Origin of the sequence: Streptomyces sp. yr375, from assembly GCF_900110755.1 — a bacterium.
Lineage (GTDB): Bacteria > Actinomycetota > Actinomycetes > Streptomycetales > Streptomycetaceae > Streptomyces.
The window spans coordinates 96,092-118,774 of record NZ_FOFF01000009.1 but is presented as its reverse complement, the minus strand read 5'-3'; the positions used below and the strand labels follow the sequence as shown (position 1 = coordinate 118,774).

Annotated in this window: 7 protein-coding genes and 1 pseudogene; 4 read left to right on the top strand and 4 right to left on the bottom strand. The window is 73.7% G+C overall.

What is annotated here, in order from left to right; translation table 11 throughout:
• Positions 1–11 precede the first annotated feature (11 nt).
• The 4 genes and pseudogenes from BMZ82_RS12500 to asnB all read left to right on the top strand — a co-directional run bounded on the left by BMZ82_RS12500 (position 12) and on the right by asnB (position 15,403).
• On the top strand, positions 12–5,786 hold the full coding sequence (locus BMZ82_RS12500; protein WP_256251875.1) for a type I polyketide synthase: 5,775 nt from the start codon (positions 12–14) through the stop codon (positions 5,784–5,786).
• A 114-nt stretch (positions 5,787–5,900) separates the two neighbouring features.
• Positions 5,901–12,887: pseudogene (locus BMZ82_RS41200) on the top strand (type I polyketide synthase); the annotation flags it as partial.
• A gap of 95 nt (positions 12,888–12,982) precedes the next feature.
• On the top strand, positions 12,983–13,483 hold the full coding sequence (locus BMZ82_RS12490) for an SRPBCC family protein (protein ID WP_093774852.1): 501 nt from the start codon (positions 12,983–12,985) through the stop codon (positions 13,481–13,483).
• Between the two features lie 96 nt (positions 13,484–13,579).
• Entirely contained in the window at positions 13,580–15,403 is a 1,824-nt protein-coding gene (asnB, locus tag BMZ82_RS12485; RefSeq protein WP_093774850.1) for an asparagine synthase (glutamine-hydrolyzing), read from the top strand.
• A gap of 69 nt (positions 15,404–15,472) precedes the next feature.
• Here the strand turns inward: asnB and BMZ82_RS12480 are convergent, their stop codons facing one another.
• The 4 genes from BMZ82_RS12480 to BMZ82_RS12465 all read right to left on the bottom strand — a co-directional run bounded on the left by BMZ82_RS12480 (position 15,473) and on the right by BMZ82_RS12465 (position 22,353).
• Positions 15,473–16,795, bottom strand: coding sequence for a phthiocerol/phthiodiolone dimycocerosyl transferase family protein (locus BMZ82_RS12480; RefSeq protein WP_093774848.1), 1,323 nt, complete (start codon positions 16,793–16,795; stop codon positions 15,473–15,475).
• A 54-nt stretch (positions 16,796–16,849) separates the two neighbouring features.
• Positions 16,850–19,888 carry an amino acid adenylation domain-containing protein gene (locus BMZ82_RS12475; RefSeq protein WP_093774846.1) on the bottom strand — a complete coding sequence of 1,013 codons (3,039 nt, stop codon included), beginning with the start codon at positions 19,886–19,888 and terminating at the stop codon, positions 16,850–16,852.
• A 900-nt stretch (positions 19,889–20,788) separates the two neighbouring features.
• Complete coding sequence (locus BMZ82_RS12470) at positions 20,789–21,613, bottom strand: SDR family oxidoreductase (RefSeq protein ID WP_093775049.1); 825 nt, start codon at positions 21,611–21,613, stop codon at positions 20,789–20,791.
• Positions 21,614–21,645: 32 nt separating this feature from the next.
• A complete protein-coding gene (locus tag BMZ82_RS12465; protein ID WP_093774844.1) occupies positions 21,646–22,353 on the bottom strand; it encodes a thioesterase II family protein in 708 nt (235 codons plus the stop codon).
• Positions 22,354–22,683: the final 330 nt, after the last annotated feature.

Here is a 22,683-nt window from a genome sequence, read left to right as displayed (position 1 = left end):
AGGGAACCCCTGTGACGCAGGACCTGCCGGGCACGCGCGCCGAGGAGGGCGCCGCGACGGACACCCCGGGCGGCGACCGGACCGAGCGGATGATGGCGGCGCTGCGCCACTCCGTGAAGGAGAACAAGCGGCTCCAGCAGCAGAACCGGGAGCTGGTGGACGCCCGTCACGAGCCGGTCGCCATCGTCGGCATGAGCTGCCGCTACCCGGGCGGCGTGGCCTCGCCGGAGGACTTCTGGCGGCTGCTCGCCGAGGGCCGGGACGCGATCACGCCGATCCCGGCCGACCGCGGCTGGGACGTCGAGTCGCTGTACGACCCGGACCCGGACCAGGCGGGCCGCAGCTATGTGCGGCACGGCGGGTTCCTGCGCGACGCCGACCGGTTCGACGCCGGTTTCTTCGGGGTCAGCCCGCGTGAGGCGCTCGCCATGGACCCGCAGCAGCGGCTGCTCCTGGAGACCTCCTGGGAGACCGTCGAGCGGGCCGGCCTCGACCCGACGTCGCTGCGCGGCAGCCGCACCGGCGTGTTCGTCGGCACGGCCTCGCACGGCTACGGCGGCCCCGGCACGGGTCCCGCGCCCGAGGGCACCGAGGGCCATGTGCTGGCCGGCACCGCGCTCAGCGTCGCCTCCGGGCGGCTGGCCTACACGTTCGGCCTGGAGGGGCCGGCGATCACCGTCGAGACGGCGTGCTCGGCGTCGCTGGTCGCGCTCCATCTGGCGGTGCGGTCGCTGCGGGACGGCGAGTGCGATCTGGCGCTGGTGGGCGGGGTCTCGGTGATGGCCCAGCCGTTCATGTTCGTGGAGTTCAGCAGGCAGCGCGGGCTCGCGCCGGACGGCCGCGTCAAGGCGTTCGCCGGCGCGGCGGACGGCACGGCCTGGGGCGAGGGCGTCGGGGTGCTGCTGGTGGAGCGGCTGTCGGACGCGCGGCGGCACGGGCACCGGGTGCTGGCCGTCGTGCGCGGCAGCGCCGTCAACCAGGACGGCGCGTCCAACGGCCTGACCGCGCCCAGCGGCCCTGCCCAACAGCGCGTGATCCGGGCGGCCCTGGCCGACGCGCGGCTCGCCCCCGCCGACGTGGACGTGGTGGAGGCGCATGGCACCGGTACGACGCTGGGCGACCCGATCGAGGCGCAGGCGCTGCTCGCGACGTACGGGAAGGACCGTGCGGACCGGGCGGGCGAGGCGGACGGGGCGGGCCGGGCGGAGCCGCTGTGGCTGGGCTCGGTGAAGTCCAACATCGGGCACACCACGCACGCGGCCGGTGTCACCGGTGTCATCAAGACGGTGCTGGCGATGCGGCACGGGGTGCTGCCCGCGACCCTGCACGTGGACGAGCCGACCCCGCACGTCGACTGGTCCGACGGGACCGTGCGGCTGCTGACCGAGGCGCGGGCGTGGCCGTCCACCGGCCGGCCCCGGCGCGCCGCGGTGTCGTCCTTCGGGATCAGCGGCACCAACGCGCACGTGGTGCTGGAACAGGCCGACGAGTACATGGACGAAGAGGAGCAGGCCGGGGAACAGGCCGGGCCGGCGCTCGTGCCCTGGCTGCTGTCCGCCGCCGGGCCCGAGGCGCTGCGGGCGCAGGCCGAGCGGCTGCACTCGGTGGTGGCCGCGCATCCGGACGTCGATCCGGCGGCGCTCGCCCTGCCGCTGGCCGTGCGGCGGGCGAGTCTCGCCCACCGGGCCGTGATCGTCGGCGGCGGCCGGGACGAACTGCTGGCCGGGCTGGACGCGTTGCGCGGGGCCGCCGAGGCCGCGCCCGGCCGGGTCGTCACCGGCACGGCCGCGCGCGGCAGCGGGCCGGCCTTCCTGTTCACCGGCCAGGGTGCCCAACGCGCCGCCATGGGGCGGGAGTTGTACGCCGCCCAGCCGGTGTTCGCCGCCTCCCTGGACCGGATCTGCGACCTGTTCGCCGAGCGGGCGGACCTGCGGCTGCGCGAGGTGCTGTTCGCCGACGAGGGGTCGCAGCAGGCGGCGCTGCTGGACCGTACGCAGTGGACGCAGGCCGCGCTGTTCGCCGTCGAGGTGAGCCTGTACCGGCTCGTCGAGTCCTGGGGCGTGCGGCCCGGCCATCTGCTGGGGCACTCCGTCGGCGAGCTGGCCGCCGCGCATGTCGCGGGCGTCTTCTCGCTGGAGGACGCGGTCGTCGCGGTGGCGGCGCGCGGGCGGCTCATGCAGGAGCTGCCGGCCGGCGGGCTGATGGCGGCCGTCGAGGCCGCCGAGGACGAGGTCGCCGAACTCCTCGCGGACCACGCCGGGTCGGCGTCGATCGCGGCGGTCAACGGCCCGACCTCGGTGGTCGTGTCGGGTGACGAGGACGTGGTGCGCGCGGTGGTCGCGGCGCTGCGCGCCCGGGGGCGGCGGACGAAGGAGCTGGCCGTCAGCCACGCCTTCCACTCGCCGCGCATGGACGGCATGCTGGACGCCTTCCGCACGGTCCTGAACTCGCTGGACCTGCGGGAACCCCTCATCCCCGTCGTCTCGAACGTCACCGGCCGCCCGGCCGGCGCGCAGGAGCTCCGCTCCGCCGACTACTGGGTGCGGCACGTCCGGCAGGCGGTGCGCTTCCACGACGGTGTGCGCACGCTGCTGGGGCTGGGGGTGCGCACGTTCCTGGAGTTGGGGCCGGACGGGGTGCTGTCCGCGATGACCCGGGTCGGCTCGGCCGCCGTGCTGCCCGAGGAGGAGCGCTCCGGCGTCCTCGCGGTGCCGCTGCTGCGCCGTGGCCGCTCCGAGGTCCGTACGGTCCTCACCGCGCTGGCCGAGGCGCATGTGCGGGGCGTCGGCGTGGACTGGCGGGCGTATCTCGCCGGTGCCAGCGCCAGCGCCGGGGCCGCGCGGCGGCTGCCGCTTGAGCTGCCGACGTACGCCTTCCAGGGCGAGCGGTACTGGTCGTCCGGCCGCCCGGACGGTACGGCCCTGCCGGTCGAGCCGGGCGATCTGGGGCTGGCCCCGGCCGGGCATCCGCTGCTGGGCGCGGTGCTCACCCCGGCGGAGGGCGGCGGGCTGGTCCTCACCGGGCGGCTGTCGTCGCGTACGCAGGGGTGGATCGCCGACCACGTGGTGCTGGGCTCGACGATCGTGCCGGGCACCGCGCACCTCGACATGGCCCTGCACGCGGGCCGTCTGACGGGCTGCCCCACGGTGGAGGAGCTGGTCCAGGAGAGCCCGCTGATCCTCGGCGCGGACGACGTCGTCCACCTCCGGGTCACCGTCGGGGAGGACGACGGCGACGGCCGCCGCCGGGTCACCGTGGCCTCCCGGCCCGCGTCCGCCGCGCTCACGGAGGGCGAGGCCGACGCGCCATCGTGGACGCGCCACGCCGCGGGTGTCCTCTCGGACACCGCCCCGGAGGCCGACAGCGGCCTGACGGGCGTATGGCCGCCCGCCGGGGCCGTACCGGTGGACGTCACCGACTTCTACGACGCGGTCGCCCGCGACGGCTTCGCCTACGGTTCGTCCTTCCAGGGGCTGCGCGCGCTGTGGCGGCTGGGCGACGAGGTGTTCGGCGAGGTGGAGCTGCCGGAACCCTTCCGCGCGGAGGCCGCCGGCTACGGCGTGCACCCCGCGCTGCTGGACGCCGCGCTGCACGCGGGCCTGGTCGGACACACCGGCGAGCAGGTGCGCCTGCCGTTCGCCTGGCAGGGCGTACGACTGCACCGCACCGGCGCGACCACACTGCGGGTGCGCATGTCACCCATCGGCGACGACGCGACACCGGTGCTGGTGACGGACCCGGACGGGACGCCGGTGGTGTCGGTGACGGCGCTGCGGACCCGACCGGTGTCCACGGCACAGTTGCGCGCCGCCGCCCGACACGGACACCCGGACAGCCTCTTCCACGTCACATGGCAGCCGTCGGCCGCCCCCGACACCGAGCCGGTCCGGGACGTCGTCGCCGTGGGCGACGGCACCCTGCCGGACGGCCTGGCGGACGAAACGTTCGCCACCCCGGCGGCGCTGTCGGCAGCCGTGGCGGCGGGCCGGCCGATGCCCGGCGCAGTGCTGTTCGACTGCGCGGCGGTGGTACCCCCCGACGCGGACGTCCCGACGGCGGCCCGTGCCGTCGAGCGGGCGGTACGTTCCCTGCTCGTGTCCTGGGCTGCGGACGAACGACTCACCGGGACAAGGCTGTTCGTGGTGACCCGAGACGCGGTGGCCACGAACGCCGACGACGCCGTAAGGGGCCTGCGCCAGGCCCTGGTATGGGGACTCGTACGCGCCGCCCAGGCCGAACACCCCGACCTATTCACCCTGCTGGACGTGGACGTGGACGAGGACGAAGCGACCGCACAGGACGGGGAGTTGTGGCGTGCAGCACTCGGCTGCACCGAACCACACCTCGCACTACGCGCCGGCACCCTGCTGACGCCCCGCCTCGTACGGACCCGGCTGGCGTCCCCGGACGATCCGGCTCCGGTCGCTGGGCTCGGTCCCGACGGCACAGTCCTCGTCACTGGCGGAACGGGGGCGCTTGGTGGGCTTGTTGCGCGGCGGCTTGTGGTGGAGCACGGGGTGCGGCGGCTGGTGTTGGCGAGTCGGAGCGGGGCGCGGGCCGTCGGGGCCGGGGAACTGGCCGGTGAACTCAGCGAGTTGGGTGCGGAGGTGATCCTGGAGGCGTGTGACGTGGGCGATCGCGACGCGCTGGCGGGCGTACTGGAGCGGATTCCCTCCGCGCACCCGTTGACGGCGGTGATCCACGCGGCGGGTGTCGTCGACGACGGCGTGCTGGCCGCGCCGACCCCCGAGGCCGTGGACGCCGTGGTGCGTCCCAAGCTCGACGCGGCCTGGCATCTGCACGAGCTGACGCGGGAGGCGAACCCGGCGCTCTTCGTCCTGTTCTCGTCCGCGACGGCCACGCTCGGCGCGCCGGGCCAGAGCTCCTACGCCGCCGCCAACGCCTTCCTCGACGCCCTCGCGCAGCACCGCGCGGCCCTCGGTCTGCCGGCCGTCTCGCTGGCCTGGGGCGCCTGGGACGCGGGCATGGCGGCCCGCCTGGACGACACCGCCCTGCGGCGCTGGCGGCGCTCCGGCGTCCTCTCGCTGTCCCCCGAGGACGGACTCGCCCTGTTCGACACGGTTCTGACGGCCCCGGCGGCGGAAGAGCTGTTGCCGCGCACGCTGTTGCCGGTGCGGCTCGATCCGGGCGCGCTGCGCGGCGCGGGCGACTCCGTTCCCGCGCTGCTGCGCGGGCTGGTGCGCCCGTCGGCCCCGACGGCGGTGGCCGGCGCGGCCGGTCGCGAGGACGCCGCCGGTGAACTGCGGCGGCGGCTCGGCGGGGTCGACGCACAGGAGCGGGAGCGGATCGTGCTCGCCCTGGTGCGGCGCACGGTCGCCGAGGTCCTCGGGTACCCCGACGGCTCGGCCGTCGCACCGGGGCGCGCCTTCACCGACCTGGGCTTCGACTCGCTGACGTCCGTGGAACTGCGCAACCGGCTGGGCGCGGTCACCGGGCTGCGGCTGCCCGCGACCCTCGTCTTCGACCATCCGACGACGCAGGCGCTCACCCGCTACGTGGACGGCGCGCTGCCCCGGGACGACGTCCCGTCGGCCGAGCCGGTGCTCGCCGAACTCGACCGGCTGGGGCGGACGTTGGCCGGTGTCGCGGCCGACCACCCGGACCGCGCCCGGATCGCCGCCCGGCTGCGCGCGGTCGTCGCCGACTGGGGTCTGCGACCGGCGGCCGACCCCGAGACCCCGCCGGACGCGGCGACGTCGCACCTCGACTCGGCCGACGACGACGCGGTCTTCGACTACATCACCAACGAACTCGGGATCTCCTGACCCGTGCGGAACCGAGAGGACGGCGCCACCGTGGCGAACAGCGAGACCACCCCGACCACCCCGACCACACAGACCCCTAAAGCCCCTCAGACCCCTCAGACCACTGAGGACAAGCTCCGGTACTTCCTCAAGAAGGTGACGGCCGATCTCCAGCAGACCCGGGAGCGGGTGAGCGAGCTGGAGTCCGCCGGGGGCGAGCCGATCGCCGTCGTCGGCATGTCGTGCCGGTACCCGGGCGGCGTCGAATCGGCCGACGGGCTCTGGCAGTTGGTGCTGGAGGGCCGGGACACGACGGCCCCGTTCCCGACCGACCGGGGCTGGGACGTCGAGGCGCTGTACGACCCGGACCCGGACACGCCGGGGACGACGAACACCCGCGAGGGCGGCTTCCTCGACGGGGCCGACCGCTTCGACGCCGGTTTCTTCGACATCGGCCCGCGCGAGGCCCTCGCCATGGACCCGCAGCAGCGGCTGCTCCTGGAGACCACCTGGGAGGCGTTCGAGCACGCCGGCATCGACCCGGCGTCGCTGCGCGGCAGCCGCACGGGCGTGTTCGTCGGCACCGGCCAGCAGGACTACCGGACCCTCGTGAGCAGCGCCCCGCAGCACGTGGAGGGCTATCAGATCAGCGGCCTCGCCGCGAGCGTCCTCTCGGGCCGGCTGGCCTACTTCTACGGGCTGGAGGGCCCGGCGCTGACCGTCGACACGGCGTGCTCGGCGTCGCTGGCCGCCCTGCACGTGGCCGTCCAGTCGCTGCGGCGCGGCGAGAGCGAACTCGCCCTGGCGGGCGGGGCGACGGTGATGGCCACGCCGTTCATGTTCACCGAGACGGCCCGGCAGCGCGGCGTGTCGTCCGACGGCCGCTGCAAGGCGTTCGCCGCCGACGCGGACGGCACGGGCTTCAGCGAGGGCGCCGGTGTCCTCGTACTGGAGCGGCTGTCGGACGCGCGGCGCAACGGGCACCGGGTGCTGGCCGTCGTGCGCGGCAGCGCCGTCAACCAGGACGGCGCGTCCAACGGCCTGACCGCGCCCAGCGGCCCCGCCCAGCAGCGCGTCATCCGCGACGCGCTCGCCGACGCGCGGCTCGCCCCGGCCGACGTGGACGTGGTGGAAGCGCACGGCACCGGGACCACGCTCGGCGACCCGATCGAGGCGCAGGCGCTGCTCGCGACGTACGGGCAGGACCGTGAAGTGCCGCTGTGGCTGGGCTCGTTGAAGTCCAACATCGGGCATACGCAGGCCGCCGCCGGGGTCGGCGGCATCATCAAGATGATCATGGCGATGCGGCACGGCGTCCTGCCCAGGACCCTGCACGCCGAGACGCCCACCCCGCACGTCGACTGGTCGGCAGGGCGGGTGGAACTGCTCACCGAGCAGCGCGCCTGGCCCACCGTGGACCGCCCCCGCCGCGCCGCCGTCTCCTCCTTCGGCGTCAGCGGCACCAACGCGCACGTGGTGCTGGAACAGGCGCCCGCCGAGGTCTCGGAGACGCCTGAGACGCCTGAAACGCCTGCGACCGACGCGACGGACGCGCCCCTCGCTCCGGTCGTGCCGCTCGCCCTCTCCGCCCGTGACGCCGTCGCGCTCCGCGCCCGGGCCGAGCGGCTGGCGGGCCGCCTCGACGACTTCCCGGACGTCCGCGAGGTGGCGCACGCCCTGCTCTCGCAGCGGGCCGACCTCGACCACCGCGCGGTGGTCCTGGGGGCCGACCGCGACGAACTCCTCGCCGGACTCGACGCCCTGGCCACCGGCGCCGCCGCTCCCGGCGTCGTCACCGGGCAGGGCGCGTACGAGCGTCCGGTGTTCGTGTTCCCCGGCCAGGGCTCGCAGTGGGTCGGCATGGCCACCGAACTCCTCAAGACCTCCGACGTGTTCGCCCGGTCGATCGCCGACTGCGAGGCCGCCCTCGCCCCGTACGTCGACTGGTCCCTCACCGAGGTGCTGTGCAGCGGGGAGACGATCTCCCGCTCCGTCGTCATCCAGCCCGCCCTGTTCTCGGTGATGGTGTCCCTCGCCGCCCTGTGGCGCTCCCTCGGCGTCGAGCCCGCCGCCGTGATCGGCCACTCGCAGGGCGAGATCGCCGCCGCCGTCGTCGCCGGGGCGATCACCCTGGACGACGGGGCCCGGATCGTCGCGCTGCGCAGTCAGGCCCTGCTGGCCGTGACCGGGCAGGGCGGACTGGTCTCCCTGGCGGTGTCCGCGCAGCGGGCGGGCGAGCTGATCGAGCCCTGGCAGGGGCGGATGCACGTGGCCGTCGTCAACGGCCCCGGAGCCACCGTCATCGCCGGTGAGCCGAAGGACCTGGAGGAACTCGTCGCGCTGTGCGAGGAGCGGGAGATCCGCGCCCGCCGCATCGACGCCGACTACGCCTCCCACTCCCCGTACGTCGAACCCGTCAAGGACGAGGTCATCCGGGTCCTGTCGGCCATCACGCCCCGTTCGAGCACGGTGCCGTTCTACTCGACGGTCACCGGCGAGCCCGTCGACACCGCCGGGCTCGACGCCGACTACTGGTACTCGAACCTGCGCAGTCCCGTCCGCCTCACCGACGCGGTCCGCACCGCGTTCGCCGAGGACCACACGGCGTTCATCGAGTGCAGCCCGCACCCCGTGCTCGCCCTCGCCCTGGAGGCCATCGCCGAGGAGGCGGAGCGCGACATCTTCGTCACCGGCACGCTGCGCCGCGACGAGGGCGGCTGGCCGCGGGTCCTCACCTCGGCCGCGCACGCCCACGCGCACGGTCTGGCCGTCGACTGGAGCGGGTTCACGACCCCGCCCGGCCGGGTCCTGGACCTGCCGGCCTACCCCTTCCAGCGCAAGCGCTACTGGGTGGACGTCCAGCAAGGGAGCGTTGCCCCCGCGCAGTCGGGGGCCGTCCCCGCGTTCGCGCCGGCGGGCGACAGCGAGGGTACGGAGCTGGCCCGGCGGCTGGCCGGACTGTCCGAGGACGAACGGCGGCAGGTGGTCCTGGACCTGGTGGTGGACGAGGCCACGGCCGTGCTGGGCCTCGCGGCGCCCGTCGCGCCCGGCCGGACCTTCAACGACCTCGGCTACGCCTCGATGACCGCGGTCGAGCTGCGCAACCGGCTGCGCGCCGCGACCGGCAGCCGGCTGTCGGCGTCCGTCGTCTTCGACTACCCGACGCCGCAGGCCCTCGCCGGTCATCTGCTCGACCGACTCACCGGCACCACGGACCACGCGACGACGGCCCGCGCCGACACGGCCGCTGCCGGGGCCGGGGACGACGACCCGATCGCGATCGTCGCGATGGCCTGCCGCTTCCCCGGCGACGTACGGGGACCGGAGGACCTGTGGCGGCTGGTCGCCGACGGCACGGACGCGATCACGTACTTCCCCGAGGACCGCGGCTGGGACGTCGAGGGCGTCTACGACCCCGACCCGAAGCGGGTCGGCCACACGTACACCCGTGAGGGCGGCTTCCTCGACACCGCCGACCGCTTCGACGCGGCGTTCTTCGGGATCAGCCCGCGCGAGGCGCTCGCCATGGACCCGCAGCAGCGGCTGCTCCTGGAAACCTCCTGGGAGCTGTTCGAGCACGCCGGCATCGACCCGACGACTCTGCGCGGCAGCCGTACCGGCGTCTTCGCGGGCCTGGCCGGGCAGGACTATCCCCAACTCGTCGCGGGGACCTCCGCGCGGGAGGGCGTCGAGGCGTTCCTGCTGACGGGCGGCGCGGCGAGCGTGCTGTCCGGCAGGCTCTCGTACACCTTCGGCCTGGAGGGCCCGGCGGTGACCGTGGACACCGCGTGCTCGTCGTCGCTGGTGACGCTGCATCTGGCGGCGCAGTCGCTGCGGTCGGGCGAGTGCGAGATGGCGCTGGCCGGCGGGGTCACCGTGCTGTCGACGCCGGAGGCGTTCATCGGTTTCAGCCGGACGGGCGGACTGGCCCCGGACGGCCGCTGCAAGCCGTTCTCGGCCGACGCCGACGGGACGAGCTGGGGTGAGGGCGTCGGTCTGGTGCTGCTGGAGCGGCTGTCGGACGCCCGGCGCAAGGGGCACCGGGTGCTGGCCGTCGTCCGCTCCACCGCCACCAACCAGGACGGCGCGAGCAACGGGCTGGCCGCGCCCAACGGCCCCTCCCAGCAGCGCGTCATCCGCCAGGCCCTGGCCAACGCCGGGCTGACCTCCGGGGACGTCGACGCCGTGGAGGCGCACGGCACCGGCACCACGCTCGGCGACCCGATCGAGGCGCAGGCGCTGCTGGAGACCTACGGGCGAGGCCGGCCGGCCGACCGGCCGCTGCTGGTGGGCTCGGTGAAGTCCAACATCGGACACACGGCCGCCGCGGCGGGCGTGGCCGGTGTGATCAAGATGGTGAAGGCGATGGAACACGGCATCCTGCCGCGCATCCTCCACCTGACCGAGCCGACCCCCCACGTGGACTGGTCCGCGGGCGCGGTGGAGCTGCTGTCCGAGACGATCCCGTGGCCGAAGACCGAACACCCGCGCCGCGCCGCGATATCAGGCTTCGGCATCAGCGGCACTAACGCCCACGTGATCCTGGAGCAGCCACCCCAGGAGGACCAGACCGAGGCTCAGCAGCCCGAAGCACCCCCGACGACACCCACGACGGCACCCGAGACCGTACCGGGGAACGTGGCCGAGACCGCGCCGGGGACTGTGCCGGGGACCACGCCCGGGACTGTGCCGTGGCTGCTGTCGGCGCACAGCTCGGCGGCCCTGCGGGCGCAGGCGGAGCGCCTGCACGAGCACCTGCGCGAGCGCCTGTCCACGCGCCCCGGGACTGACCCGGCTCTGTGCCCGGACCAGGAACGGGGCCAGGGCCGAGACCGGGGCGAGGGCCAGGACCAGGACCAGGACCAGGACCCGGGCCAGAGCCCGGCGCCGGGCCTCGATCTTGCGGCCGTCGCCGGGGCGCTTGTTCATGGTCGGGCCGCGCTGCCGTATCGCGCGGTGGTTGTCGGGGCTGATCGGGCGGCTTTCGAGGCGGGGCTCGCGGCGCTGGCGTCGGGTGGGGCGGCTCCCGGGCTGGTGCGGGGTGCGCCTGTCGCCGGTCGGCTCGGGTTTCTGTTTCCCGGTGCGGGGAGTCAATTCCCGGGTATGGGACGGGAGTTGTACGAGCGGTACCCGGTCTTCGCGCGGGCGTTGGACGAGCTGTGCGGGACGCTGGACCGCGAGTTGAACCCTGAGGGCGACGCGGGCCGGCCCGCTCTGCGCGAGGTGCTGTTCGCCGCGGCGGGCACCCCGGAGGCGGCGCTGCTGGACGACACCGGGTACGCCGAGGCCGGTCTGTTCGCCGTCGGCGCCGCGTCCTTCTGGCTGCTCCAGTCCTGGGACGTCGTCCCCGACGTGCTGGCCGGTCACGCGGTCGGCGAGCTGACCGCCGTATACGCGGCGGGCGTGCTGTCGGCCGAGGACGCCTGCCGACTGGTGGCGGCGCGCGGCCGGCTGAGCTCCCCTGAGGAGTTCGGCCGGGTCGCGGGTGCCTTGAACTTCCAGCCGTCGCGCATCGCGCTGCTGCCCGACCGCACCGCCGACGAGATGTGCACGCCCGCGTACTGGGTGCGCCATCTGCGCGAGGCCGCCGACGCCCACGGCACCGTGAGCGCGCTGCTGGACGCCGGGGTCGCGACCGTGGTCGAGCCCGGTGCGGGCGGTGTGCTGACGGCGCTCGTGCGGGACGCGGCGGCCGAGCGGCCGGGCCCCGCCGTCGAGGCGGTGCCGCTGCTGCGGCGCGACCGGCCCGAGCAGCAGAGCGCGCTGGAGGCGCTGGCCCGACTGCACGTGCGCGGGACGCGGGTCGACTGGTCCGCCGTCCAGGACCTCCCGGCCGGTGCCCATGTCGACCTGCCCACGTACGCGTTCCAGAGCCGCCGTTTCTGGCCGGACGGCACGCTCCCGGCGACGGCCCGCAACACTGGTGCCGGAGGCGGGGAGCCGGCGGCCGGGGACGCGGCGGCGCTGCTGCGCGAGCGGCTGGCCCCGCTCACGGCCGGTGCCCGCGAGGACGCCCTGCGCGCCCTGATCGCCCGGCAGGTCGCGACGGCCCTCGGGCACGCCGACACCACGGAGGTCGAGGAGGCGCTGAGCCTCCCGGAGTTGGGCATCGAGTCCGTCATGGCCGCTGAGATCCGCGGCCACCTCCAGACGGCCACCGGCGCGCAACTCCCCACCACCGCCCTCTTCGAGCACCCCACCCTCGACGGCTTCGCCGCCCACCTCCACACGCTGCTGGTCACCGCGTCGCTGCTGCCCGCACCGGGCGACCAGCCCGGGGACGCCCCCGCTCCCGCGGCCGAACCGGCGTCCACCGGTGCGGGCGTCCTCGCCGCGCTGGCCGCGCGCACCGCGCGGGAGGGGCGCTTCCCGGAGTTCCTCACGTTCCTGGAGGACGCCGCCCGGTTCCGGGAGACGTTCGACGTGGCGGACGTCGAGGCCGGGACGGTACGGCGGCCCGCGCCGGTGCGGCTGACACGCGGCGGCGACGGACCGGCGCTCGTGTGCTTCCCGTCGTTCGCCGGCAAGTCCGGCGCCCACCAGTACGCGCGGCTCGCCGCAGGCGCGCGCGGCGTCCAGGACGTGTGGGTGCTGCCCGCGCCCGGCTTCGTCGCGGGCGAGGCCCTGCCCGCCGACCTCGACGCACTGGTGCGGCTGCACGCCGACGACGTCGAACGGTGCACGGACGGCGCGCCGTTCGCGCTCCTCGGGCACTCCGCCGGCGGCTGGCTGGCGAGCGCGGTCGCCGCGGAGCTGGTGCGCCGGGGCGGGCGTCCGGCGGCCCTGGTCCTGCTGGACAGCTACGCGCCCGGCAGCCCCGTACTGCCGCGCATCGGGCAGTACATCGGCCGCTCGCTGACCGACGCCCCCACCGACGGGGCCGCCGTCCTCCTGGACGACACCGTGCTGACCGCGATGGGCGGCTACGGCCGGGTCTTCGCGGGCTGGCAGCCGGCAGGCCTCGACCTCCCGGCCCTCCAGGTCCGGGCGAGCGAGCCGGTGCCGGAGCCCGGGTTCCCCGAGTCCGGCTGGCAGGCGCGCTGGCCCGCCGAGCCCGCGCCCGTCGAGGCGGACGCGCCCGGCGACCACTTCACGATGATCACCGAGCACGCCGCGACCACCCTCGACGCGGTCCGCGCCCACCTCACGTCCCTGACCCGACACCCCTGATCCAACTCCCCCTCCCCACCCAACCGTTCCGGAAGGACCACCCCCCGATGACAACTCGCTGGTACCCGGTCGAAGAGTGCGACGACTCGCTCCTCACCTCCGCCTCCGTCTACCTGACCCGCACCGTCGACGTCCCCTACCCGGCCGAGGAGACCTGGGCGGCCCTGACCGACGACTCCGGCCCGGCGCACTGGACGAAGGGCGTGAAGCGGCTGACCTGGACCTCGCCCCGCCCGTTCGGGGTCGGCACGACCCGGGAGGTGGAGACCGTCGGCGGCTTCGCGCTGCGCGAGCGCTTCTACCGCTGGGACGAGGGACACCGCAAGACGTTCACGGTCGTCGGCAGCACCCACAACGTCTTCAAGCGCCTCGTGGAGGACTACGTCGTCGAGTCCACCCCGGAGGGTTCCCGGCTCACCTGGCAGTGGGCCGGCGATCTGCACCGCCCGTGGTCGTTCATGAAGCCGGTGCTGAAGAAGCTCGTCCTGGAGCCGACGGCCGAGTCCCACATCGGCGGCCTGCCGGCCCACATGGCGTCCACCCACTGACCCTCGTACGGCCCCGGCCCCGGACAGAACACCGGACAGAACGACCGGACAGAACGACCGAACAGCACATCAGCACATCAGCAGGAGAGGACGCACATGTGTGGGATCGTCGGCTGGATCGCCTTCCGGCACGACCTGGAGAGGGAACGCCCCACCCTTGACGCGATGACCGCCACCATGGTCTGCCGCGGCCCGGACGCCGGCGGCACCTGGGTGTCCCCGCACGCCGCCCTGGGACACCGCCGGCTGTCGATCATCGACCTGGCGGGCGGTGTCCAGCCCATGACGGTGGACACCCCGGACGGCCCGGTGGTGCTGACGTACAGCGGTGAGGCGTACAACTTCCGCGAGCTGCGCGACGAACTGCGCCGCCGTGGGCACGAGTTCCGCACCTCCAGCGACACCGAGGTCGTGCTGCGCGGCTATCTGGAGTGGGGCGAGGAGGTCGCCGACCGGCTCCTCGGCATGTTCGCGCTGGGCATCTGGGACGGCCGCACCGACCGCCTGGTCCTGCTGCGCGACCAGCTCGGCATCAAGCCGCTGTACGTGTACGAGACCGAGGACGGCGTCCTGTTCGGCTCCGAGGCCAAGGCGATCCTCGCGCACCCGGCCGTGCAGGCCGTGGTCGACGCGGACGGCTTCCGGGAAATGATGGGGTACGTCAAGACGCCCGGCGGGGCCGTCTGGAAGGGCATGCGGGAGGTCAGGCCCGGCACCATGCTGATCGTCGACCGCAGCGGCGTGCGCGAGCGCGTCTACTGGCGGCTGGAGGTCGAGGAGCACCACGACGACACGGAGACGACGGTACGCCGGATCCGCGAGCTGCTGGAGGACAGCGTCAGCCGGCAGCTCGTCGCGGACGTGCCGGTGTGCCTGCTGCTCTCCGGCGGACTGGACTCCAGCGCCCTGACGGCGCTGGCCGCCCGCAGACTGGCCGAGGACGGGCAGCGGGCCAGGACGTTCACGGTCGACTTCGAGCAGCCGGACCACTTCCACGCGGACGCGCTGCGCGGCTCGCCGGACGCCCCGTTCGCCCGCGAGGTCGTGGACCACGTCGGCACGCTGCACAGCGACATCCGGCTGGACCACCAGAAGCTCGCCGACCCCGAGATACGCCGGGCGGTGATCGCGGCCCGCGACATGCCGTTCGGCTTCGGCGAGGGCGACAACTCCCTCTACCTGCTGTTCAAGGCGATCCGCGAGCACTCGACGGTGGCCCTGTCCGGCGAGGGCGCCGACGAGATGTTCGGCGGCTACCCCTGGTTCCACGTCCCGGAGGTGCAGCAGGCCGCGACGTTCCCCTGGGTGGCGCCCCTGGTGCCCACCCGGCTCTACGAGCAGACCCTGATGCACGACACCCTGGACCTGCCCGGCTACCTGGCGCAGCGCTGGTCCGACACGGTCGCCCAACTCCCGCCGCTGCCCGGCGAGAACGCGCACGAACGCCGGATGCGCGAGTTCTGCTACGTCCATGTGACCAGCGCCCTCGGCACGTTGCTGGACCGCAAGGACCGGATGAGCATGGCGGTCGGCCTGGAGGTGCGGGTGCCGATCTGCGACCACCGGCTCGTGCAGTACGTGTTCAACACGCCGTGGTCGATGAAGACGTTCGACGGCCGGGAGAAGAGCCTGCTGCGCGCCGCCGTACGCGACACGCTGCCCGCCTCGGTGGCGGACCGGGTCAAGGCCGGCTACCCGCTGACGCAGGAGCTGAGCTACGTCCGGGAGGTGCAGGGCCAGGTCGGCGAGCTGCTGTCCGACGACCACCGCGCGGTGGAGTTCTTCGACCGGGCGGCGCTCACCGAGGCCGTGCGCGGGAAGCCGGAGGCCGTGGCGCGCGATGTGCGCGACGCGTTCGAGCGGGTCCTCGACCTGGCCGTCTGGTTCGACCTCTACCGTCCCGCCGTCAAACTGTCCTGACACCCCGACGGCCCCGGCCCTACCCACCATGACGTGGGTACGGCCGGGGCCGTGGACGTTCCGGTTCCGTCAGGACCCGGCGAGGGCGAGCAGGGTCGCGTGCACCTCGTCGGCCAACTCCCGCATGAACAGGCGGCTGTAGCAGGCGGTGTGGTGCGGGAACTCGATGGCGAGGCGGCCGTCGAACGTCGTGACGCAGGCCAGGATCGGGCTGCGGCCGAGCTGCGGGAAGTAGTGCTCACGGCCGGGCACGAGCCGTACGTCGGTGACGCGCGTGCCCGCCGGGAGGCGCGGGCCGGACACGGCGCCCATGTTGGTCACGATGACCGTGCCGAGGTGCAGCGTCGGATACCGGCGGGCCGACGGCATGATCCGCATCTCCCGGAAGTGGTCGCCCCGGTCGAGGAACTCCCGCAGCCCGTCGCCCACTTGACGCGCCAGGTCCAGTATGTCGGTCTCCTTGCCGACGGGCAGGGTCTGGAGGTTCATGGAGACCGCGGGGATCATCAGGGCGGCGGACACCGGCGGCGTCAGCCGCGAGCGCAGGTCGACCGGTGACGTGCAGCCCAGGAGGCGCGGTTCGGCGCCGTCCATGCGGCGGCGGGCGGCGAGCAGCAGGGCGGCGCTGATCAGGGCGTGCACGGACACGCCCTCCGTACGCGCCCTCGCGCGCAGTCCGGCGGTCGGCGCGGTGTCGAGCCGCAGCCGCTGGACCTCGATGCGGTGCGGTTCCTCGGGTTCTTCCTCCGTCGGCTTCACGTCGTAGGGGACGAGTTCGACCGGATGGCGGGCGACGTCCCCGGCTCGCTGGTCGCGGTGGTTCGCCGTGTCGGCCGGGTCCGCGGGGGGCAGCAGGGTGCTGATGGGCTCGGCGAACGCGGCCACCGGCGGGCGGGCGGCCTCTGCGCCCTCGGTTCCCTCTGTTCCCTCGGTTCCCTCGACCAGCTCGCGGTAGCGGTCCCAGAGGGTGTTGAGGAGGGTGATCCCGCTGTGTCCGTCGGTGACGACGTGGTCGACGGACAGGACCAGGGTGTGGCGCCGCGCGTCGCAGTCCGGGTCGGTCACCAGGACCGCCCGGGTCAGCGGACCGCCCACCGTCAGCGGGGTGTTGGCCTCCTCCAGGTAGGCCTCCTCGCCCCCGGTGCGGGTCAGCAGCCGGGGCCACTCGGCCTCCGGGAGCGGTTCGAGGGCATGGCCGCCACTGTCACCGCCGCCATCGCCGTCGCCGTCCGGGACGATGCGCGTCCGGAGCTGCGGCTGCTCCGCCGTGACCGCGTCGAACGCGGCGGACAGGGCCGCCCGGTCGACGGGGCCGTCCAGGACACAGGAGAGGACCGCCCTGCTTCGCTGGGCTACGTAAAGGTTTTCCACGGGGCACAGCACGCGTCGCATGCGAACGGCCTTTCTCTTGGCGGCAGGGCCTGACGGGTCGGAGCGGTCACGCGGTCACCGTTCCAGCAGTGCGGCGATCGCCCTCGGGGTGGGGTTGCGGTACATGTCGCGGGTCTGGAGGGGCGGCAGGCCCTTCTCCCGGAAGGCGGCCGACAGCCGGGTGGCGAGCAGCGAGTTCCCGCCGATGCCGAAGAAGTCGTGGTCGGGCGCGACGGTGAACCCGAACACCTCGCTCCAGGTCGCACACACCTGCGCGAGCAGCCCGGACTGCTCCTCCGGCGCGGATCCGGAGGTCTCGGATGCGTCGGATGTGGAGGTCTCGGGTCCGGAACCCTCGTCGGCGGGGCGGGCGTTGCCGGGCATCGCGGGGCGCGGGGCCGGGAGTCTGGCGACGTCCAGTTTTCCGTTGATCGTGCGGGGGGTCTCGGAGATCGGCGTCCAGGTGCTGGGCAGCATGTACTGCGGCAGGACCTTGGCGGCGCGGTCGCGCACCTCCGCCGTGCCGTACGCCGTTCCCGCGCCCTCCTGGAAGATCAGATAGGCGTCGAGCCGCAGACCGCCGGCGTTGTCGGGGCCGGGGATCACGACGGCGTCGGACAGGGCCGGGTCTTCCAGCAGGACGGCCCGCACCTCGTCCGTCTCGATGCGGTAGCCGCGTATCTTGACCTGGTTGTCCAGTCGGCCCAGGTGCTCGATACGGCCGTCGGGCAGCAGCCTGCCGCCGTCGCCGCTGCGATACCGGAGGCCGCCGGTGACGGGGTCGGCGAGGAAGCGCTCGCCGGTGAGTTCGGGGCGGCCGAGGTAGCCGAGGGCCACTCCGGCCCCGCCGACGTGGATCTCGCCCCGTACGCCGCGCGGGAGCAGCCGGCCCTGCCGGTCGCGGATGGTGACGCTCCAGCCGGGCAGCGGGCGGCCCACCGAGCGGTCGCCGTGCAGTATCTCGGTCCGGGTCACGGTCTGGGCCGTGACGTGCACCGTGGTCTCGGTGATGCCGAACATGTTGACGAAACGGCACCGCGACCAGCCGGGCGCGTCCAGGCAGGGCCGCAGGACGCGGGGGTCCAGCGCCTCGCCGCCGAAGACGAGCAGCCGGACCGACACCGCCGCGTTCTCCTGGTCCGCGCTGTGTTCCACGCTCTGTTCCGCGCTGTGTTCCGTGCTGCGGACGAGTTCGCCGAACGCCGAGGGCGTCTGGTTGAGGACGGTCACCCGCTCCGACACCAGCAGTTCGAGGAACGACTCCGGTGACCTGGCCGCGAAGTACGGGACGAGCACCAGCCGGCCGCCGGTCAGCAGGCAGCCCCAGATCTCCCACACGGAGAAGTCGAACGCGACGGAGTGGAACTGCGACCACACGTCGTCGGCCGAGAACGCGAAGTCCGCGCGGGTGGCGTCGACGAGCGCGGTGACGTTCCGGTGCGGGACGACCACTCCCTTGGGGTGACCGGTGGTACCGGAGGTGTAGATGACGTACGCCGGCTGGCCGGGGTCGGACGGGTCGGTTCCGTCGGTCACCGGGGTGTCCGGCTGCGGCTCGGCGCTCAGGGCCAGGTCGGCGACGGACACCGTACGGACGTCGGGGATGCCCGGATCGGACGTGTCGTCGGGGCCGATCACGAGCCGCAGACCGGCGTCCTTCGCCGTGTAGGCGAGCCGCTCCAGGGGATAGCCGACGTCCATGGGGACGTACGCCGCGCCGCTCTTCAGCACGGCCAGGAGCACCACCACCAGCTCGGTGGAGCGTTCCATGCAGACCCCGACCCGGTCGCCGTGCTCCACGCCGAGGGAGCGCAGCGCGTGGGCGAAGCGGTTGGCCCGGGTGTCCAACTGCCGGTAGGTGAGCGCCTCCTGCTTGTGGGTGACCGCGACGGCCTCCGGCTGGGCGGCGGCGACCTCCTCGAAGGCACGGTGGACGCAGCGGGGTCGGGTGTCGAGCGGACCGCCGTCCGCCAGTTCCCGGAGCGCGGCCTCCTCGGCGTCGTCCAGGATCCGCAGGCGGTCCACGGGCGTCGCGGGCGGCAGGTCGAGGAGCTGCCCGAGGACGGCTGCCAGGTGCCGGCAGAACTGCTCGACCAGGTCCCTGCCGTAGCGGCTCTCGTCGAAGAGACACACCGCTTCCAGTCCGTCGGCGCCTTCGCCGAGCCAGTGCACGACGAGCGGCGAGCCGGGCCAAGTGCCGGGAAAGTAAGACTCGTTGGAGCCACTGTCGGGGCTGCTCTCCTCGTCGAACGCCACGGCGATCCGCGAAGCCGCGCGCTCGTGACCACCCCGGGCCTGATCCTGGTCACCCGCGGACCCGGCCAGGTCGTCGAGGGCGTCCCCCGCCTGCGCGAGCAGCCCGCCCGTCGTGTCGGCCCCGGCCAGGGTCACCGGCACGGCTTCTTCCGACGCCCCCAGGATCGCGGCGCTCCGGTGACGGCGCCGCACGACGCCCACGGTCGCATCGGTACGGTCCAGGTAGCGCGCCGCCGTGTAAGCGACGGCGGCCAACTGGGCGACGCGGAGCGCGTGCCGGTCGCCCGGGGCGGTAGGGGCCGTGGGGGCAGTGAACCGGTGCGCCGCGCGGCGGCCGGAACCACCGCCCGCGACCGCGCCCGCGCCCGCGTCCGGTCCCGTGGCCGGAAGGTCCCACCACAGCCGGGGCACCGGGCTGTCGGGGCCGCCGGTCACGGCCCGGGCGACCGAGGTGAGGGACGCCCGGTCGAGACACCGGCGGGCCGCGCTGAACACGAGCCGGTCGCCGTCCTCGCAGCGCAGCACCACGAGACGCACCGGCGCGGGGCCGAACCGGGGTACCGGCCGCAGCAGTTCCCGGTGCAGCGTCCGCACCGCCCGGGGGTCGTCCGCCGGGTACGGCACCGTCTCCAGCCACACCGCCCGGGGTTCCTCGACACCGTCCCGCAGCACCGAGCAGAGGTCCCGCTCATCGGGCACGGGGCACCCGGCGACGACGTCCCGCAGGCGCTCGGCAAGGGCCTGCGGGTCCACGCGCGGACCGCCGGAGAGGACGATCGCGTGGTGGTCCAGGTTCCTGGAACGCTCGGTGGGCGAAAGGCCGTTGTATGACTCGTAGGCGGTCAGGACCGCTGACATCTTGGCTCCCTGTCTGATGTGCGGGCTTACTGCTACCGCTGCACGAGCCCGTGGCTGCCGCCGCGAACTCGGTACTACCGCTGCGCGAGCTGCTGGCTGACGCCGTGCTCGGAACTACCGGTGCACGAACTCGTGGCTGCCGCCGCGAACTCGGTACTACCGCTGGGCAAGCCCGTGGCTGCCGCCGCGAGCCCGGTACTGCCGCTGCACGAGCTTCAGGCTGCCGCCGCGCAAGCTCGGAACTACCGCTGCGCGAGCCCGTGACTGCCGCCGCGAGCCCGGTACTGCCACTGCGCGAGCTTGAGGCTGGTGCCGCGAGCTCGGAACTGCCGGTACGGGTTTGAGACTGCCGGTGTGCGGTTTTGAGGCCGGCACCGCGAACTCGGTCTGGCCCTGCGTAAGTTCGAGGTCGTCGCCGCGAACTCGGGTCCACCCTGTGCGGGTTCGGAGCCGGTAATGCGAACTCAAATTGGCCTTCTTCGGGTTCGAAGCCGCTGCTGCAACTCAGGTCAGACCTGTCCGGGTTTGACACCGCCGCCGCGAACTCGGACCGAACCCATGCGAGTTCGAGGCCGCTGGCGCTGCCGCAAACTCAGGCCGAACCCATGCGAGTCCGTTGCCCTCGCCGCGACCCCAGGCCGGACCCATGCGAGTCCGTGGCCGCTACCGCGAACTCAGGCCGAACCCATGCGAGTCCGTTGCCCTCGCCGCGACCCCAGGCCGGACCCATGCGAGTCCGTGGCCGCTACCGCGAACTCAGGCCAGACCTGTCCGGGTTTGACACCGCCGCCGCGAACTCGGACCGAACCCACGCGAGTCCGTGGCCGCCGCCGCGAACCCAAGCCGGCCCCACCCGTGAGTCCGTTGCCGTCGCCACGCAAGCTGGATCGAAGTCGGCGTCTACTTGGCGGTGAAGCCGCCGTCGACGGTGACGACGCTGCCGGTGACGCCTCGGGAGGCGTCGCTGACCAGCCAAAGCACCGCTTCTGCGACGTCGCCCGCCTCCACCAGTTCGTTCGTCGGCTGGGACTGCACGAAGAGTTCCTCGTGTTCGGCGACGGGTACGTCCAGGGACTTGGCTATCTCGGAGAGCATGCGGCCCTCGAGTACCGGGTCGTCCCGTACCGACCCCGGGCAGACCGCGTTCACGCGTACCTTGAGCGGTGCGTAGTCGAGGGCGGCGGCGCGGGTCAGGCCGATCAGGCCGTGTTTGGCCGTGACGTAGGCGGCGAAGTTGCGGTAGCCGACCAGTCCGGCGGTGGAGGAGATGTTGACGATGCTGCCGGAGCGCTGCCGTGCCATCACCTCGCCGACCGCCCGCGTCATGCGCCACGCGCCGAAGAGGTCGACGTCGAGCATGACGGTCCACTCGTCCTCGCCGATCTCGTGGACCGCCTTGCCCGAGGGCGCGGCGATACCGGCGTTGTTCACCACCGCGTCGACGCGTCCGAAGCGCTGGACGGCCGTGGCGACCGCCGCCTCGACCGCACGGAGGTCACGGACGTCGGCCGGGCAGGAGAGGACGGTGGCGCCATGTGCCCGGCACAGCTTCTCCGTGTGGGCCAACTGGCCCTCGGTGCCGAGCGGGTAGGGGACGAGAGGGAGATCGTCGGCGATGTCGACCAGCACCAGGTCGGCGCCGGCGGCGGCGAGGCGTTCGGCGCAGGCACGGCCGACACCGCGCGCCGCGCCCGTCACGATCACCGTCTTTCCCCGCAGACTCATGCCGTTCGTGCTGCTCGTGCCACTCATGCCACTCATGCCCACGCCTTGAGTTCGTCGTCGACGAGCTTCAGCAGCGGGCCCGGGTACTCGGTCAAGTACATGTGGCCGCCGGGCAGTTCGTCGAGCCGAAAGCCGGACCGGGTAACCGTCTCCCACTGCCGTGCCTGCTCGGTCGAGACCAGTTCGTCGTCCAGACCGCGCAGGGACGTGATCGGCGCGTCGAGCGGGTCGTCCGCGGTCGAGACGTACGCCTCGTGCGTCTCGACGTCCGCGCGCAGGGTCGGCAGCAGGAGTTCCAGCAACTCCGGGTCCTGCATGGTCGGATGGTCGTATCCGGCGAACTCCCGTACCCGGGCGAGGAATTCGTCGTCCGGGAGCCCGGTGGCACCGGCCTCCCGCCTGGTCCTGGGGCCGGCCGAGCCGCTGACGAACAGGTGGGCGACCGGTATCCCCTTCTTCTCGCTCAGGTGACGCGCCATCTCGTAGGCGAGCACCGCGCCGAAGCTGTGGCCGAAGAGGGCCACCGGTCCGCTCGACAGGTCGGCCTCGGCGATGAGTTCGTCGGCCATCGACTCGACGGCGGTGAAGACGTCCGGATAGGGCGGATCGTCAAGTCGCCTTTCCCGGCCGGGGAGTTGGACCGGGTGGACGCGGGTGGCCTTGAGGTCGTAGCGCTGCCACGGGGTGAAGAAACTCGCGCCTGCTCCGGCGAAGGGGAAGCACAACAGCGGGACGGTCATGGTGGGCACGGCTCCTGTCAGTCGCCTGTACAGGCTGTCGGTCGGGGGGATGTTCGCGGGCAGGTGCGGCGGCGTGCCTGCGGTGCGCGCGAGGCGGACCGACTGTGCCACGGGTGCGCTTGAGCCGCCCTGGAGACGACCTCGAGGTGTTCCGGCCGGGTGCGGGCCCGCCGCCTCGCCGGGCCTACACCACTTCTTGAGCAGCGCTCAAGCCGCAGTCCCGAAGCTGACTGCCCGTACACCCGGCACGCCCGTACGCCAGTTACGCCCGTACACCCCCTATACCCGTTACACCCGCGGTCTGCCGGGCCAGGCCGACCGCCAGGCCGA

Excerpts from the sequence above, each read along its gene's own strand:
- BMZ82_RS12490 (WP_093774852.1), top strand. The coding sequence starts at position 12,983 with ATGACAACTCGCTGGTACCCGGTCGAAGAGTGCGACGACTCGCTCCTC.
- asnB (WP_093774850.1), top strand. The coding sequence starts at position 13,580 with ATGTGTGGGATCGTCGGCTGGATCGCCTTCCGGCACGACCTGGAGAGG.
- BMZ82_RS12480 (WP_093774848.1), bottom strand. The coding sequence starts at position 16,795 with ATGCGACGCGTGCTGTGCCCCGTGGAAAACCTTTACGTAGCCCAGCGA.
- BMZ82_RS12475 (WP_093774846.1), bottom strand. The coding sequence starts at position 19,888 with ATGTCAGCGGTCCTGACCGCCTACGAGTCATACAACGGCCTTTCGCCC.
- BMZ82_RS12470 (WP_093775049.1), bottom strand. The coding sequence starts at position 21,613 with ATGAGTCTGCGGGGAAAGACGGTGATCGTGACGGGCGCGGCGCGCGGT.
- BMZ82_RS12465 (WP_093774844.1), bottom strand. The coding sequence starts at position 22,353 with ATGACCGTCCCGCTGTTGTGCTTCCCCTTCGCCGGAGCAGGCGCGAGT.